12 protein-coding genes are annotated in these 13,987 nt (G+C 69.8%); 10 read left to right on the top strand and 2 right to left on the bottom strand.

Annotated elements, in window-relative coordinates; genetic code table 11:
* Window positions 1–120: 120 nt before the first annotated feature.
* A complete protein-coding gene (locus Csp2054_RS06925) occupies window positions 121–1,452 on the bottom strand; it encodes an ABC transporter substrate-binding protein (RefSeq protein ID WP_096898580.1) in 1,332 nt (443 codons plus the stop codon).
* A 234-nt stretch (window positions 1,453–1,686) separates the two neighbouring features.
* The gene (gene guaB, locus Csp2054_RS06920; RefSeq protein WP_096898579.1) at window positions 1,687–3,189 is read right to left on the bottom strand and encodes an IMP dehydrogenase; all 1,503 of its coding nucleotides are present in this window, start codon (window positions 3,187–3,189) and stop codon (window positions 1,687–1,689) included.
* A gap of 229 nt (window positions 3,190–3,418) precedes the next feature.
* Here guaB and Csp2054_RS06915 point away from each other — a divergent pair, with 229 nt between their 5' ends.
* From Csp2054_RS06915 to Csp2054_RS06870, 10 genes are all read left to right on the top strand, one after another.
* On the top strand, window positions 3,419–4,837 hold the full coding sequence (locus tag Csp2054_RS06915; protein ID WP_255252646.1) for a branched-chain amino acid ABC transporter permease: 1,419 nt from the start codon (window positions 3,419–3,421) through the stop codon (window positions 4,835–4,837).
* Window positions 4,838–4,848: 11 nt separating this feature from the next.
* Complete coding sequence (locus Csp2054_RS06910; protein WP_096898578.1) at window positions 4,849–5,835, top strand: branched-chain amino acid ABC transporter permease; 987 nt, start codon at window positions 4,849–4,851, stop codon at window positions 5,833–5,835.
* The gene (locus tag Csp2054_RS06905) at window positions 5,828–6,733 is read left to right on the top strand and encodes an ABC transporter ATP-binding protein (protein WP_096898577.1); all 906 of its coding nucleotides are present in this window, start codon (window positions 5,828–5,830) and stop codon (window positions 6,731–6,733) included. The genes Csp2054_RS06910 and Csp2054_RS06905 overlap by 8 nt, the downstream gene beginning before the upstream one ends.
* Entirely contained in the window at window positions 6,730–7,584 is an 855-nt protein-coding gene (locus Csp2054_RS06900; RefSeq protein WP_255252645.1) for an ABC transporter ATP-binding protein, read from the top strand. Before Csp2054_RS06905 ends, Csp2054_RS06900 begins: the two co-directional genes overlap by 4 nt.
* Window positions 7,585–7,762: 178 nt before the next feature.
* The gene (locus Csp2054_RS06895; protein ID WP_096898576.1) at window positions 7,763–7,954 is read left to right on the top strand and encodes a hypothetical protein; all 192 of its coding nucleotides are present in this window, start codon (window positions 7,763–7,765) and stop codon (window positions 7,952–7,954) included.
* Between the two features lie 23 nt (window positions 7,955–7,977).
* A complete protein-coding gene (locus Csp2054_RS06890; RefSeq protein ID WP_096898575.1) occupies window positions 7,978–9,099 on the top strand; it encodes a GuaB3 family IMP dehydrogenase-related protein in 1,122 nt (373 codons plus the stop codon).
* Window positions 9,100–9,161: 62 nt separating this feature from the next.
* On the top strand, window positions 9,162–11,030 hold the full coding sequence (locus Csp2054_RS06885; protein WP_096898574.1) for a glycerol-3-phosphate dehydrogenase/oxidase: 1,869 nt from the start codon (window positions 9,162–9,164) through the stop codon (window positions 11,028–11,030).
* 154 nt (window positions 11,031–11,184) lie between these two features.
* Window positions 11,185–11,718, top strand: coding sequence for a cation:proton antiporter regulatory subunit (locus Csp2054_RS06880; protein ID WP_096898573.1), 534 nt, complete (start codon window positions 11,185–11,187; stop codon window positions 11,716–11,718).
* Window positions 11,719–11,720: 2 nt separating this feature from the next.
* Window positions 11,721–13,187 carry a cation:proton antiporter gene (locus Csp2054_RS06875; protein WP_096898572.1) on the top strand — a complete coding sequence of 489 codons (1,467 nt, stop codon included), beginning with the start codon at window positions 11,721–11,723 and terminating at the stop codon, window positions 13,185–13,187.
* A 5-nt stretch (window positions 13,188–13,192) separates the two neighbouring features.
* Entirely contained in the window at window positions 13,193–13,987 is a 795-nt protein-coding gene (locus tag Csp2054_RS06870; protein WP_096898571.1) for an SURF1 family cytochrome oxidase biogenesis protein, read from the top strand.

The following is a 13,987-nucleotide window of genomic DNA, read 5'->3' as shown; positions in this document are numbered from 1 at the left end:
CTCGCGTTCGTGCCGTGGAAGCGACACCGCTCGCGCCCCCACACCGCGAAAGCGACAGTTCCCCGCGGGCGCGCCGCGGGGAACTGTCGCTTTCGCAGACCGTTCGGGACAGCCGGAGCCCTACTTCACCGAGCCCTGGATGGCGCTCTGGTAGACGGGCTTGTTGTCGGCGTCGAACTTGTAGATGCCGATGTAGGCGCTCGACGGGTCGTTGTTCTCGTCGAACGGGCCGATGCCGGACGGACCCGTGTAGTGGATGTCCTTCCCGTCACCGAGCAGCGACGAGCACTCCTCGAACGTCGAGCACTCGGTGCCGCCGTCCGCGCCGGAGACCGCGGCCATGTTCGCCTGGATCGTGCCGGAGTCGGTGCCCTTGCCCTTCACCGCGGCGAGGGCGGCGAGCACGGTGGCGTCGTAGGACTCGGCCGCGTACGAGTAGTCGGCGAGCTCCTTGCCCGAGGACTTCTGGTAGTACTCGGCGAAGCGCTTCTTCAGGTCGTCCTTCGGCGAGGCGCCGGGGATGGTGCCCTGCGCGCCCTCGAGGGTGCCCTTGTCGAAGTCCTTCGAGTAGTCGGCCGTGTTGCCGTCCGACATGTAGATCTTCGACATGTCGGCGTTCTGCGCCTTGAGCTCGGGGATGATCGACTTCGTCTCGTCGAACGCGAGCACGACGATGGCGTCCGGCTTCGTGTCGAGCGCGGCCGTCACCTCGGACGAGAACGTGGTCTGGCCGGGCGGGAACTCCTGTCCCTTGCCCTCGCCGCCGTAGACGACCTGTCCGCCGGAGGCCTCGACCGCCGCCTGGACGGAGTTGCGCAGGCCCGTGCCGTAGGTGTCGTTGAACACGAGGAAGGCGACCTTGGCGTTGCCGTCACCGGTGACGAGCTGGCCGAGCGCCGAACCCTGCACCGAGTCCGGCGGAGCGGTCCGGAAGTAGTACGACGAGTAGCCGGAGAGGTCGGTCGCCGTGTTCGCGGGGGAGATCTCGACGATGCAGTTGCTCGTGAGCTGGTCGATGACGTTGAGCGTGACGGACGACGATTCGGCGCCGATCGCGACCGGCACCTTGGCGTTGACGAGCTTGGTCGCGGCGGCGCTCGACACGGTCATGTCGTTGCTGTCGCCGGAGTCCGTCGCCGGGCTGATCGACACGTCCTTGCCGAGGACGCCCCCGGCGGCGTTGATGTCCTCGACCGCCAGGCCGACGCCCGACTCGGCGGGCGGGTTGAGGTACGCGAGCGACCCGGTGAGCGGCAGGATCGTGCCGATCTTCAGGGCGTCGGTGCTCGGCGAGTCCGGCGCCTTGCAGCTCGCGGCGGGGTCCTTCTTCGCGCCGCCGGAGGCCGACTCCGAAGGCGAGTTGCCGCTCGAGGTGGTGGAACACGCGGCGAGCAGGAGCGCTGCGACTCCCGCCACGGCCAGTGCCGAGGTGGCACGGGTGGTTCTGATCATCCGTGGAGCCCTTTCTCTGCGCGGGAGCCGGACCGCATCGGGTCGAGCGCGGTGTGCCCCGCGTGGGATGTCGAGAAAGCTAGATCGGATGTGTTTCGCCCGTGTGTCGATCATCCGCACCTGGATGTTTCGTTACAGAGCCGTGATGAATCTGAGCATGCCCACAAGCAGTGTGTGCCCCGAACGACGAACGCCCCGCTCCTCGGGGAGGAGCGGGGCGTCGGTCGTTGGGGCTCAGCGGCTGTAGTTCGGCGCCTCGACGACCATCTGCACGTCGTGCGGGTGCGATTCCTTCAGGCCGGCCGGGGTGATCCGGACGAACTTGCCACGGGCCTTGAGCTCCGGGACGGTCCGGCCACCGACGTAGAACATCGACTGCCGGAGGCCGCCGACGAGCTGGTAGACGGCGTTCGCGACCGAGCCACGGTACGGCACCTGACCCTCGATGCCCTCGGGGATGAGCTTGTCGTCCGAGGGGACGTCGGCCTGGAAGTAGCGGTCCTTGGAGTACGACGTCTTCTTGCCGCGGGTCTGCAGCGCGCCGAGGGAGCCCATCCCGCGGTAGGCCTTGAACTGCTTGCCGTTGACGAACACCAGGTCGCCGGGGGACTCGTCGGTGCCCGCGAGGAGCGAGCCGAGCATGACGGTGTCGGCGCCGGCGACGAGGGCCTTGGCGATGTCGCCGGAGTACTGCAGGCCACCGTCGGCGATGACCGGCACGCCGGCCTCGCGCGCCGCCAGCGACGCCTCGTACACGGCGGTCACCTGGGGCACGCCGACCCCCGCGACCACGCGCGTGGTGCAGATCGAACCCGGCCCGACACCCACCTTGACCGCGTCGACACCCGCGTCGATGAGCGCCTGGGCGCCCGCTCGGGTCGCGACGTTCCCCCCGATGACGTCCACGCCGACGAAGGCCTTGTCGGCCTTGATGCGGCGCACCATGTCGAGCACGCCCTCGCTCTCGCCGTTGGCGGTGTCGACCACGAGGACGTCCACGCCCGCCTCGAGGAGGGCGGTCGCACGCTGCCAGGCGTCGCCGAAGAACCCGATCGCCGCACCGACGCGCAGGCGACCGCCCTCGTCCTTGGTGGCGTCCGGGTACTTCTCGCTCTTGTCGAAGTCCTTGACGGTGATGAGGCCCTTGAGCCGTCCGGCCTCGTCGACCAGCGGGAGCTTCTCGATCTTGTGCTCCGCGAAGATCGCGACGGCGTCGTCCGGGTCGATCCCGACCGGTGCCGTGATGAGCGGAGCCTTCGTCATGACGTCGCGCACGAGCGTGGTCTGGTGCTCGAACGGTGCGACGAAGCGCATGTCGCGGTTGGTGATGATGCCGACGAGCTTGCCGTCGCCCTCGACCACCGGCAGGCCGGAGACCCGGAACTGCCCGCAGATCGCGTCGACCTCGGACACGGTGGCGTCGGGGGTCGTGGTCACCGGGTTGGTGATCATGCCGGACTCGCTGCGCTTGACCTTGTCCACCGCGGCGGCCTGGTCGGCGATCGACATGTTGCGGTGCAGGATGCCGATGCCGCCCTGGCGGGCCATCGCGATGGCCATGCGGGCCTCGGTGACGGTGTCCATCGCGGCGGACAGCAGCGGCACGTTGACCGAGATGCGCTTGGTGAGCCGGGACGTCGTCGACGCCTCGCTCGGGATGACGTCGGTGTGCCCCGGCAGGAGCATGACGTCGTCGTACGTGAGTCCGATGAATCCGAACGGATCCGGCTGGTCCATGGGTCCCCTTCGTGGGCGAACTGAAGTGGTCGAGACACCGGGAACGCAGCGACGAGTTCCGGATGAGCAATGGTAACGCGCGGGCGTGGATGCGCATTCCGGAGCAGCGCACACCGAGGAACCTGTGCAGGATCACGGTTACGGCACGATTTCTCCAGGGAACGTGGTGGAAACACGGGGGACACAAAGACTGCCTAGGGTCCTCGACATCCGAACGAGAGGCTCACCCGTGCGTTCCATCACTCCGCCGGGACCAGCGCTGCGGCGCCGGTTCCGCCGAGGGGCACCAGGCCGCAGCCGCCTGCTCCTCGCCGCAGTACTCTTCCTGGCCTTCCTCGCCACCTTCGCGATCGACTGGGCAGTGTCGCCCGCGGCGCAGGCGGCGACGGCGAGCCCGTCCGCCAGCGCCAGCTCGTCCGCCTCCACCGAGCCGTGTGCGGTGAGCCCGACGACCGGCTGCATCCGCGGCACGATCCTCGACTCCGAGCGGGAGCCCGCTGCCGGGGTCGCCGTCGACGTCACGGGGACCGGCGGGTTCGACCAGACCGCGAGCACCGACGACGCCGGTCGCTGGTCCGTCGCGGTCACCACGGCCGGGCGGTACACCGTCAGCGTCGACCAGGACTCCCTGCCGGAGGGGCAGTACCTGACGAACGCCGCCGACGCGAAGCGGACCGTCAACGCGACGCTCGGTGCCAACGTGGGACAGATCTTCCAGCTCTCCGACCAGCAGGGCGCCACCACCGAGGCCGACACGAGCAGCTTCAGCTTCACCCGGGCCTGGCAGCAGTTCGCGTCGGGCATCCGGCTCGGGCTCCTCATCGCCCTCGCCTCGATCGGCCTCTCGCTCATCTACGGCACGACCGGGCTGTCGAGCTTCTCGCACGGTGAGCAGGTCACCCTCGGCGGACTCCTCGCCTACGTCTTCGCCAACCAGCTCGGGTGGAACATCTGGGTGACCGGCATCGTGGTCACGCTGCTCTGCGCCGCCACCGGGTACCTGCAGGACGCGGCGATCTGGCGGCCGCTGCGCCGCAAGCGCATCAGCCTGACGCAGCTCATGATCGTCACGATCGGCCTCTCGATCGCGGCGCAGTACCTCTTCCAGTACTTCTTCGGCGCCTCGACCGTGCGCATCCAGCAGGGCAACCCGGAGACGGTCTCGTTCGCGGGCATCACCCTGACGGTGCAGTCCTACGTGGCGATGGCGATCGCGCTCGTCGTGCTCGTCGCCACCGGCCTGTTCCTCGCCAAGACCCGCTTCGGCCGCGCGACCCGCGCGGTGTCGGACAACCCGGCGCTCGCCGCGGCGTCCGGCATCGACGTCGACCGGGTGATCCGGTTCGTGTGGACGCTCGCCGCCGGCCTCGCGGGGCTGTCCGGCGTGATGCTCGGCCTCGTGCTCAACGGCGTGAACTGGCAGACCGGCCTGCAGCTGCTGCTCCTCATGTTCGCCTCCGTGACCCTCGGCGGGCTCGGCACCGCGTACGGGGCACTCGCCGGCTCGATGATCATCGGCATCGTCGTCGAGCTCACGAACCTCGTGCTGCCGGGCGACTTCAAGTACGCCACGGCCCTCGTGATCCTCATCCTCATCCTGCTGTTCCGGCCGCAGGGCATCTTCGGTCGCGCCGAGCGGATCGGCTAAGGGAGCGCGTCATGGACTACTTCGTCAACCTGCTCAGCAGTCTCAGCCAGGAGGCCCTGGCACCCACGACGGCCGCGTTCGCCCTCGCCGCGATCGGCCTGAACGTGCACTTCGGCCTCACCGGCCTCGTCAACATGGGCCAGGCGGCGTTCCTGCTGCTCGGCGCGTACGGCTTCGCGATCTCGATCACGAACGGGCTGCCGTTCGTCGTCGCGGTGCTCATCGCCCTCGCGATCGCCATCGTGTTCGCGATCATCCTCGGCATCCCGACCCTGCGGCTCCGCGGCGACTACCTGGCGATCGTGACGATCTCCGGTGCCGAGATCATCCGCATGGTCGGTCGGTCGAGCCTGCTGACCGACACCACCGGCGGGTCGAACGGCATCGCCGGCGCCACCTACCGCGACCCGTTCAACGCGATCAGCCCGCTGCCCGACGGCACCACGACCATCCTCTGGTTCACGTACGCGAACAACGGCGTCAACGGCTGGTGGATCCGGATCGCGGCGTGGGGTCTCGTCGCGCTGTTCACGCTCGTGCTGTTCCTCCTCATGCGCAGCCCCTGGGGTCGGGTCGTCAAGGCGATCCGGGAGGACGAGGACGCCGTCCGCTCCCTCGGCAAGAACGTCTACTCGTACAAGATGCAGGCGCTCGTGTTCGGCGGTGCGCTCGGGGCGCTCGCCGGGGTGGTCTACGTCCTGCCGAGTTCCGTCCAACCCGACGCGATGGGCCGCTCGATGACGTTCTTCATCTGGACGGCGCTCATCCTCGGTGGCGCAGCGACGGTGTTCGGCCCGGTGCTCGGCGCGGTGCTGTTCTTCGTCGTCCGGCTCTTCATCCGCACGGTGGCGGGCGACTTCATCCCCGACTCGATCATGAACCAGCAGCAGGCCGAGCAGTTCTCCTACGTGCTCGTCGGCGTCGCGCTCATGCTCCTCATCGTGTTCCGTCCACAGGGACTCCTCGGCAACAAGAAGGAGCTGACGTTCAGTGTCTGAGACCTACGCGCACCCGAAGGACGACCCGATCCTCACGGTCGACACCGTCACCCGGCGCTTCGGCGGCATGACCGCGGTCGATGTCGACCACCTCGAGGTCCAGCGCGGCTCGATCACCGCGCTGATCGGTCCGAACGGCGCCGGCAAGACGACGTTCTTCAACCTGCTCACCGGGTTCGACAAGCCGAGCCCGGGCGCGCGGACCCGTTTCGACGGCGACACGCTGCAGAAGACGAGCGCGACGCACATCGCGAACAAGGGCATGGTCCGCACGTTCCAGCTCACCAAGGCGCTCTCGCGGCTCACGGTGATGCAGAACATGCTGCTCGGCGCGCGCGACCAGCCCGGAGAGAACTTCTTCGTCGGTCTGGTCCCGGCGCTCTGGCGGAAGCGCGAGCGGGAGATCACGGCGAAGGCCGAGGACCTGCTCGCCCGCTTCAAGCTCCTCGAGAAGCAGGACGACTACGCCGGCTCGCTCTCGGGCGGGCAGCGGAAGCTCCTCGAGATGGCGAGGGCGCTCATGTCCGACCCGACGATGATCATGCTCGACGAGCCGATGGCCGGCGTGAACCCGGCGCTGACCCAGTCGCTCCTCGGGCACATCCAGTCCCTGCGCGACGACGGCATGACCGTGCTGTTCGTCGAGCACGACATGCACATGGTCCGGCACATCTCGGACTGGGTGGTCGTGATGGCCGAGGGCAAGGTCGTCGCCGAGGGGCCGGCGGACACCGTGATGGACGACCAGGCCGTCATCGACGCGTACCTCGGCGCCCACCACGACACCGACCTGGGCGACGACTCGCTCCTCACCGAGGAGACCTACGAGGAGCTCGCCGACGAGGTCGAGCAGGAAGACGAACAGCGCGAAGAGGACGAGCAGGAGGCGACCCGATGACCGACGCAAGCGAGTCCACGAACGCGAGCAGCGCCTCCAGTCCGGCGACCGACGCGACGGGCGCGACCGCGACGGGCGCGACCGCGACGGGCGCCACCGCGACGATCGACCGCGGTGAGCCGGTCCTCAGCGCGAAGGACCTCGTCGCGGGCTACCTGCCCGGGGTGAACATCCTCAACGGCTGCGACCTCGACTGCTACCCGGGCGAGCTCATCGGCATCATCGGCCCGAACGGCGCCGGCAAGTCGACGCTCCTCAAGGCGCTGTTCGGGCTCGTGTCGGTCCGCGACGGCTCCGTGACCCTGCAGGGTGAGGACATCACCAACCTCAAGGCGAACAAGCTCGTCCAGGCCGGCGTCGGGTTCGTGCCGCAGACGAACAACGTCTTCCCGTCGCTGTCCATCGAGGAGAACCTCCAGATGGGGCTCTACCTCCGGCCCCGGAAGTTCGCCGAGCGCCTCGAGGTCATCTACGACCTCTTCCCCGTCCTCGCGCAGCGACGGAACCAGCGGGCGGGGTCGCTGTCCGGCGGTGAGCGCCAGTCGGTCGCGATGGCCCGCGCGCTCATGATGGACCCGAAGGTGCTGCTGCTCGACGAGCCGAGCGCCGGCCTGTCGCCGGTGCGGCAGGACGAGACGTTCATCCGCACCCGCCGGATCAACAAGGCCGGTGTGTCGATCATCATGGTCGAGCAGAACGCGCGACGCTGTCTGCAGATCTGCGATCGTGGGTACGTGCTCGACCAGGGGAGGAACGCGTACTCGGGCACGGGGCGTGAACTCGCCGACGACCCGAAGGTCATCGAGCTGTACCTGGGGACGCTCGCCAAGGACGTCGACTCGGCGCGGTAGCGCCGGTCGACCCGCGGGTCCCGCTGTGGGGGCGGGATCCGCACCGAGCGGGGTCGTGCGTGGACGCTCCGCGCCGCACGGCCCCGCTCCTCATCCCGCTCGGCTGGCTCGCCGACTGCCTGCTCGCCGACGGCCGGGAGGCACGGCTCGCGTCCGCCCCGCCGGTATCGTCGTCCGGGTGCGCACCCCCGGCCCCCTCGTGCTCGACGCCGCCGCCTGGCTGGTCTTCGCCGTGCTCTTCGTCGGTGCCGCGCTGCTCGTGAAGGCCGCCGCCGTGCTGCTCGTCGTGCTCGTGGTGCTCGCGCTGCTGCTGGGCCTGGTGCTGCGGGTGCTCCGCCGCCGCCGTCGTCGCGGCCGGGCCCCGCGCTGAGGCCGCCCGCTAGGCTGTCCCGCGTGAGTGAAGTCGAGATCGGTGCAGGCAAGCGCGGACGGCGGGCGTACGCGTTCGACGACATCGCGGTGGTCCCCTCGCGACGGACGCGCGACCCGCGCGACGTCAACGTGCAGTGGACGATCGACGCGTTCACCTTCGAGTCGCCGATCCTCTCCGCCCCGATGGACTCCGTCGCCTCGCCGGCCACGGTGATCCAGATGGGCAAGCTCGGCGTCCTGGGCGTGCTCGACCTCGAGGGCCTGTGGACCCGGTACGAGGACCCGACGCCGTACTACGACGAGATCAGGTCGCTCACCGACGGCAACGTCACCCGGCGGATGCAGGAGATCTACTCCGAGCCGGTCAAGGCCGAGCTGATCACCGCCCGCCTCGCCGAGATCCGGGCCGCCGGGGTGCCGGTCGCGGGGTCGCTCAGCCCGCAGCGCACGCAGGAGTTCTCGCAGACGGTCGTCGACGCCGGTGTCGACCTGTTCGTCATCCGCGGCACCACGGTCTCCGCCGAGCACGTCTCGCAGAACACCGAGCCGCTCAACCTCAAGAAGTTCATCTACGAGCTCGACGTCCCGGTGATCGTCGGCGGCGCCTCGACCTACACCGCGGCCCTGCACCTCATGCGCACCGGTGCCGCGGGCGTGCTCGTCGGCTTCGGTGGCGGCGCGGCCTCGACCACCCGCGCGGCGCTCGGCATCCACGCCCCGATGGCCACGGCCGTCGCGGACATCGCCGGCGCGCGCCGCGACTACATGGACGAGTCCGGTGGCCGCTACGTGCACGTCATCGCCGACGGCGGCCTCGACACCGCCGGCGACGTGGTCAAGGCCATCGCGATGGGCGCCGACGCCGTCATGCTCGGCACCGCCCTGGCGCGCGCGGCGGAGGCCCCCGGCGGCGGCTTCCACTGGGGCGCCGAGGCCCACCACCCCGAGCTGCCGCGCGGCCGCCGGGTCGAGGTCGGCACGATCGGCCCGCTCGAGAACGTCCTGCACGGTCCGACCCCGACGTGGGACGGCCGCGCGAACATCGTCGGTGCGCTCCGCCGGTCGATGGCGACCACGGGATACTCCGACGTCAAGGAGTTCCAGCGAGTAGAAGTGGTGGTGGCGCCGTACCACCAGCAGTGACGCCGTCGCCCGGGAACCGACCCGGGTGACGCCCCGGCGCCGACCGTGACTCGGAGGCGACGATGGCGAAGGCACCCACCACCACGACCGGCAGCACCGCGGCCGGAGGAGTCGGGTTCGACCCGACGACCAAGCTCGGTCCGGACGAACGCGCCGCCGCGATCGCGACGCTCAAGGAGCACGAGGTCGACGTCCTCGTCGTCGGTGGCGGCATCGTCGGTGCCGGCAGCGCGCTCGACGCCGCGACCCGTGGCCTGAGCGTCGGGATCGTCGAGGCGCGCGACTGGGGGTCTGGTACCTCGAGCCGCTCGTCGAAGCTCGTGCACGGCGGCATCCGCTACCTCGAGCAGCTCAACTTCGCACTCGTCCGCGAGGCCCTGATCGAACGCGGGCTGCTCCTCCAGCGCATCGCCCCGCACCTGGTGAAGCCCGTCCGGTTCCTGTACCCGCTCAACCACCGCGTGTGGGAGCGCTTCTACATCGGCATCGGCATGGCCATGTACGACGTGTTCAGCTGGTCCGGCGGTCGACCTCCCGGGGTCCCGCACCACCGGCACCTCAGCCGCAAGCAGGTGCTCAGGAACATGCCGGGCCTGAAGAAGGACGCCTTCATCGGCGGCATGACCTACTACGACGCCCAGGTCGACGATGCGCGCTACGTCGCCTCGCTCGTCCGCACGGCCGCGTCGTACGGTGCGCACGCCGCGAGTCGGGTCCGGATCGAGGGCTTCATCAAGGTCGGGGAGCGGGTCGTCGGGGCGCACGCGCACGACATCCAGACCGGGGAGAAGTTCGACATCCGGGCGAAGCAGGTCGTCAACGCGACCGGCGTCTGGACCGACGACACGCAGGCGATGGTCGGCACCCGCGGGCAGTTCAAGGTGCGGGCGTCGAAGGGCGTGCACCTCGTCATCCCGCGCGACCGCTTCCAGTCGAACACCGGCATGATCCTCCGCACCGAGAAGAGCGTCCTCTTCGTGATCCCGTGGGGTCGGCACTGGCTCGTCGGCACCACCGACACCGACTGGAACCTCGACAAGGCGCACCCGGCGGCGACCGCGGCCGACATCGACTACATCCTCGAGCACGTCAACAAGGTGCTCGCGGTGCCGCTGACGCGCGAGGACGTCGAGGGCGTCTACGCCGGCCTCCGTCCGCTGCTCGCGGGCGAGTCCGACCAGACGTCGCAGCTCAGCCGCGAGCACGTCGTCGCGCACACCGTGCCCGGGCTCGTCGTCGTGGCCGGCGGCAAGTGGACGACCTACCGCGTGATGGGCAAGGACGCCATCGACGAGGCCGTCGCGGCGATGGACGGCAAGATCCCGGAGTCGACCACCGAGGACATCCCGCTGCTCGGCGCCGAGGGCTACCCGGCCGCCTGGAACCGGCGGGGCCGGACGGCCAGGACGTTCGGCGTGCACAAGGTCCGCATCGAGCACCTGCTCAACCGGTACGGCACGCTCGCGACCGAGGTCCTCGACCTCGTCGAGCAGGACCCGTCGCTGGCCGAGCCGCTCCCGCAGGCCGACGACTACATCGGGGCCGAGGTCGTCTACGCGGCGTCGCACGAGGGAGCGCTGCACCTGGAGGACGTGCTCGCCCGCCGAACCCGCATCTCGATCGAGGCGTGGGACCGCGGCGAGTCGGCGGCGCCGGTCGCGGCGAAGCTCATGGCCGACGTCCTCGGCTGGGACCAGGAGACCACCGAGAACGAGGTGTCGAACTACCTCAAGCGCGTCGCCGCCGAGCGCGAGTCGCAGCTGCAGCCCGACGACGAGTCGGCGGACCGCGTCCGGCTCGAGGCGCCGGACATCGCGTTCGGCTTCGACGAGGACGACGTCGTCGTGGGCGGCGGCCGGTCGAGCGGCGCGGACGGCGCGAAGGCGTCCGACGGCCAGGTGGTCGGCGAGAAGACGAGCGAACCCCGGTAGGCGACGGACGTCGCCGACCCGCACCGCGCCTCCAGACCGGACCCGCCCCCCGACCGGACCTGCCCCCCGACCGGCCTGCTGGCGCGGTGCGCTGCGGAATGCGCGAGGGCCGCCCGTGGTTATCATCGGGGTACTCAACAAGGGAGGCCATCCAATGGTCGACGTCCATCGCGTCAAGCTCCCCGGAGTCGGCGTGCTGCACAGCTTCTACACCGACGACGGTGGCAAGTGCGGCGTCATCACGCACCGGTCGGGACACTCCGACCTCATCTCCTTCGCCGACGTCTCGGACGGCGCCGACAAGTCCGAGAAGGTCTCGCTCCGACTCAGCGAGGACGAGGCACACACGCTCGCCGAACTGCTCGGCGGCACCCGCATCACCGAGGGCCTCGACAAGCTCGACGAGATCCCGGGCCTGTCGATCGACTGGTTCTCCGTCGACTACGACGACGCCATCGCCGGCAAGCCCCTCGGCGACCTGCACGACGCCGGGTTCATCGGCCTGACGGTCGTCGCGGTGGTCCGCGGCGACGCCGCCAACCCCGCACCCTCGCCCGACTTCGTCGTGTTCCCCGGGGACACCATCGTGGTCGCCGGCTCCCCCGAGAAGGTCGCCAAGGCGTTCTCGTACTACCGCAGCGGTCAGCTCGCGGCCGCGGCGCAGGCCCCGTCCCCGCCGGGGGCGTAAGGGTGGAGCTCGGTGGTGAGCTGCTGACCATCGGTGGCCTGTTCCTCATCGCCTACGTCCTCGGACGCCTCGGCAAGACCATCGGTCTGCCCGCCATCCCGATCTACATGGTCGTCGGGCTCGTCGCGAGTCCGCACACGCCCTGGTTCGGCCTGAGCGTCGAGTCCGACACGATCGAGCTCATCGCGACGTTCGGGCTCGTCCTGCTCCTGTTCAACCTCGGGCTCGAGTTCGACCAGGAGGAGTTCTACGGCAACGCGGGCAAGCTCCTCGTGTCGGGCGGCACGTACGTCGCCATCAACATGGGGGTCGGCTTCGCGTTCGGGTTCTCGCTCGGGTGGGGCACGCGCGAGGCCCTGATCATCGCGGGCATGACCGCGACCTCGTCGAGTGCCATCGTCACGAAGCTCCTCATCGAGCTCCGGCGGCTCGCGAACGACGAGACACCGATGATCCTCGGCGTCACGGTCATCGAGGACGTCTTCATCGCCATCTACCTGGCGATCGTCTCGGTCGTCCTCTCCGGTGACACGAACGTCTGGGGAGTCGTCGGCAAGCTCGCGCTCGCGTTCGGCTTCCTCGTCGTGATGTTCACCCTCGCCCGGTTCGCCGGCAAGTGGGTCTCGCGGATCTTCGCCACGCGTGACGACGAGCTCTTCACCGTGCTGTTCTTCGGCCTCGCGGTGATGTTCGGCGGGATCGGCGAGATCCTCGGCGTCACCGACGCGATCGGCGCGTTCGTCATCGGCCTGCTCTGCGGCGCAACCCGCTACCGTGACCGGATCGAGCAGCTCGCCCTGCCGATGCGCGACGTGTTCGCCGCGTTCTTCTTCGTGAACTTCGGCCTCGGCCTCGACCTGTCCACCTTCGGCGAGGTGCTCTGGCCGGTCCTCGGCGCGATCGGCATGACCGTCGTGCTGAACGCCGTCGCCGGACAGGTCGTCGCCCGGATGAACGGGTTCTCGGTCCAGCAGGGGATCAACACCGCGGTCATCCTGGTGAACCGCGGCGAGTTCGCGCTCATCCTGGCGACGCTGTCCGCCGCCGCCGGCCTGGAGGCACGGATCACCGCGTTCGCGGGCCTCTACGTCCTCGTGATGGCGATCCTCGGTCCCGTGCTCGCCGTCAACTCGGACCGCATCGGTCGCGTGGCGGTCCGCCCGGCGCGCGTCGCGCGCCTGCGCTCGCGGCTCCGCGCGCGCCTCGGCCGCGGCACGAGCACGGCGATGGACGACGCCGTCGACGCCGCGGCCGTCGCCGGCGTGGCCCAGCAGGACGCCGACGCCGCCGCCCGCCGTGCCGAACGGGACCGCCAGTTCGCCGAGGAGTTCGCGCTCGTGGAGGCGGCTGGTAGGGAAGAGCGGGAGAATGGGTCACCGGAGCCCGTCGACGAACCCGTGACCTCGTCGGTGGAGATCCCCGCCGAGCGTCCCGAACGTCCGGTGCGACAGCGCGATCCGGAGTACTGATACGAATGTGGGCCGTTGCCCGACGACCGAAGTGGATCGCGTTGCTGCTGCTCGCGCTCCTGCTCGCGGCGGTGTTCGCGTTCCTCGGCAAGTGGCAGCTCGAGCGGAGCATCGAGAACGGGAAGCCGCTCCCGGCGACGACCGAGACGCGGAAGTCCCTCGAGGACGCCCTCGCGCCGATGCGCCCCGTGGTGGACTCGCTCGCCGGACAGAAGGTGCGCGTCAGCGGCACCTTCGTCGAGGGCGACACGACCGTCCTGACCGGCCGCAGCGGGGGTGGGACCTACCAGACCGTCGGACACCTGGTGGTCTCGGGGACCGGAGCGAGCCTCCCGGTCGTCATCGGGTGGTCCGACCAGCGAACGGCCGCCGTCGCCGGGGGCGACCGTCTGGCGGACGGCGCGACCGTGACGGTCGAGGGCCGGCTGTACCCGGCCGAATCGCCGGACCAGGACGCCTACGACAAGGGCGAGTACTCGGCGGTCGCACCCGCACGGTTCGTCAACACGTGGAAGCAGTTCGACGACCGGATGTACCTCGGGTACGTCGTCGCCGACGGCAGCACCGCGAAGGCAGCGGACCTCGGCACGATCGCCGACCGTGCCCCGACGCGGGAGGTCCAGTTCGACTGGCTCAACCTGTTCTACGCGATCGAGTGGGCCGTCTTCGCCGGGTTCGCGGTGTTCCTCTGGTACCGCTTCGTGAAGGACGCCTTCGAGCGCGAGGAGGAGGAGCGTCGTGAACGGCTCCTCAGCGCGGACGGTGCGAGCGCCGACGGGGCCGTCCTCGACCGACGGTAG

It is taken from the genome of Curtobacterium sp. 'Ferrero' (assembly GCF_002412165.1).
In the GTDB taxonomy this organism is placed as follows: domain Bacteria; phylum Actinomycetota; class Actinomycetes; order Actinomycetales; family Microbacteriaceae; genus Curtobacterium.
The sequence above is the reverse complement of the archived record's forward strand: the minus strand, read 5'-3'. Positions and strand labels throughout refer to the sequence as shown.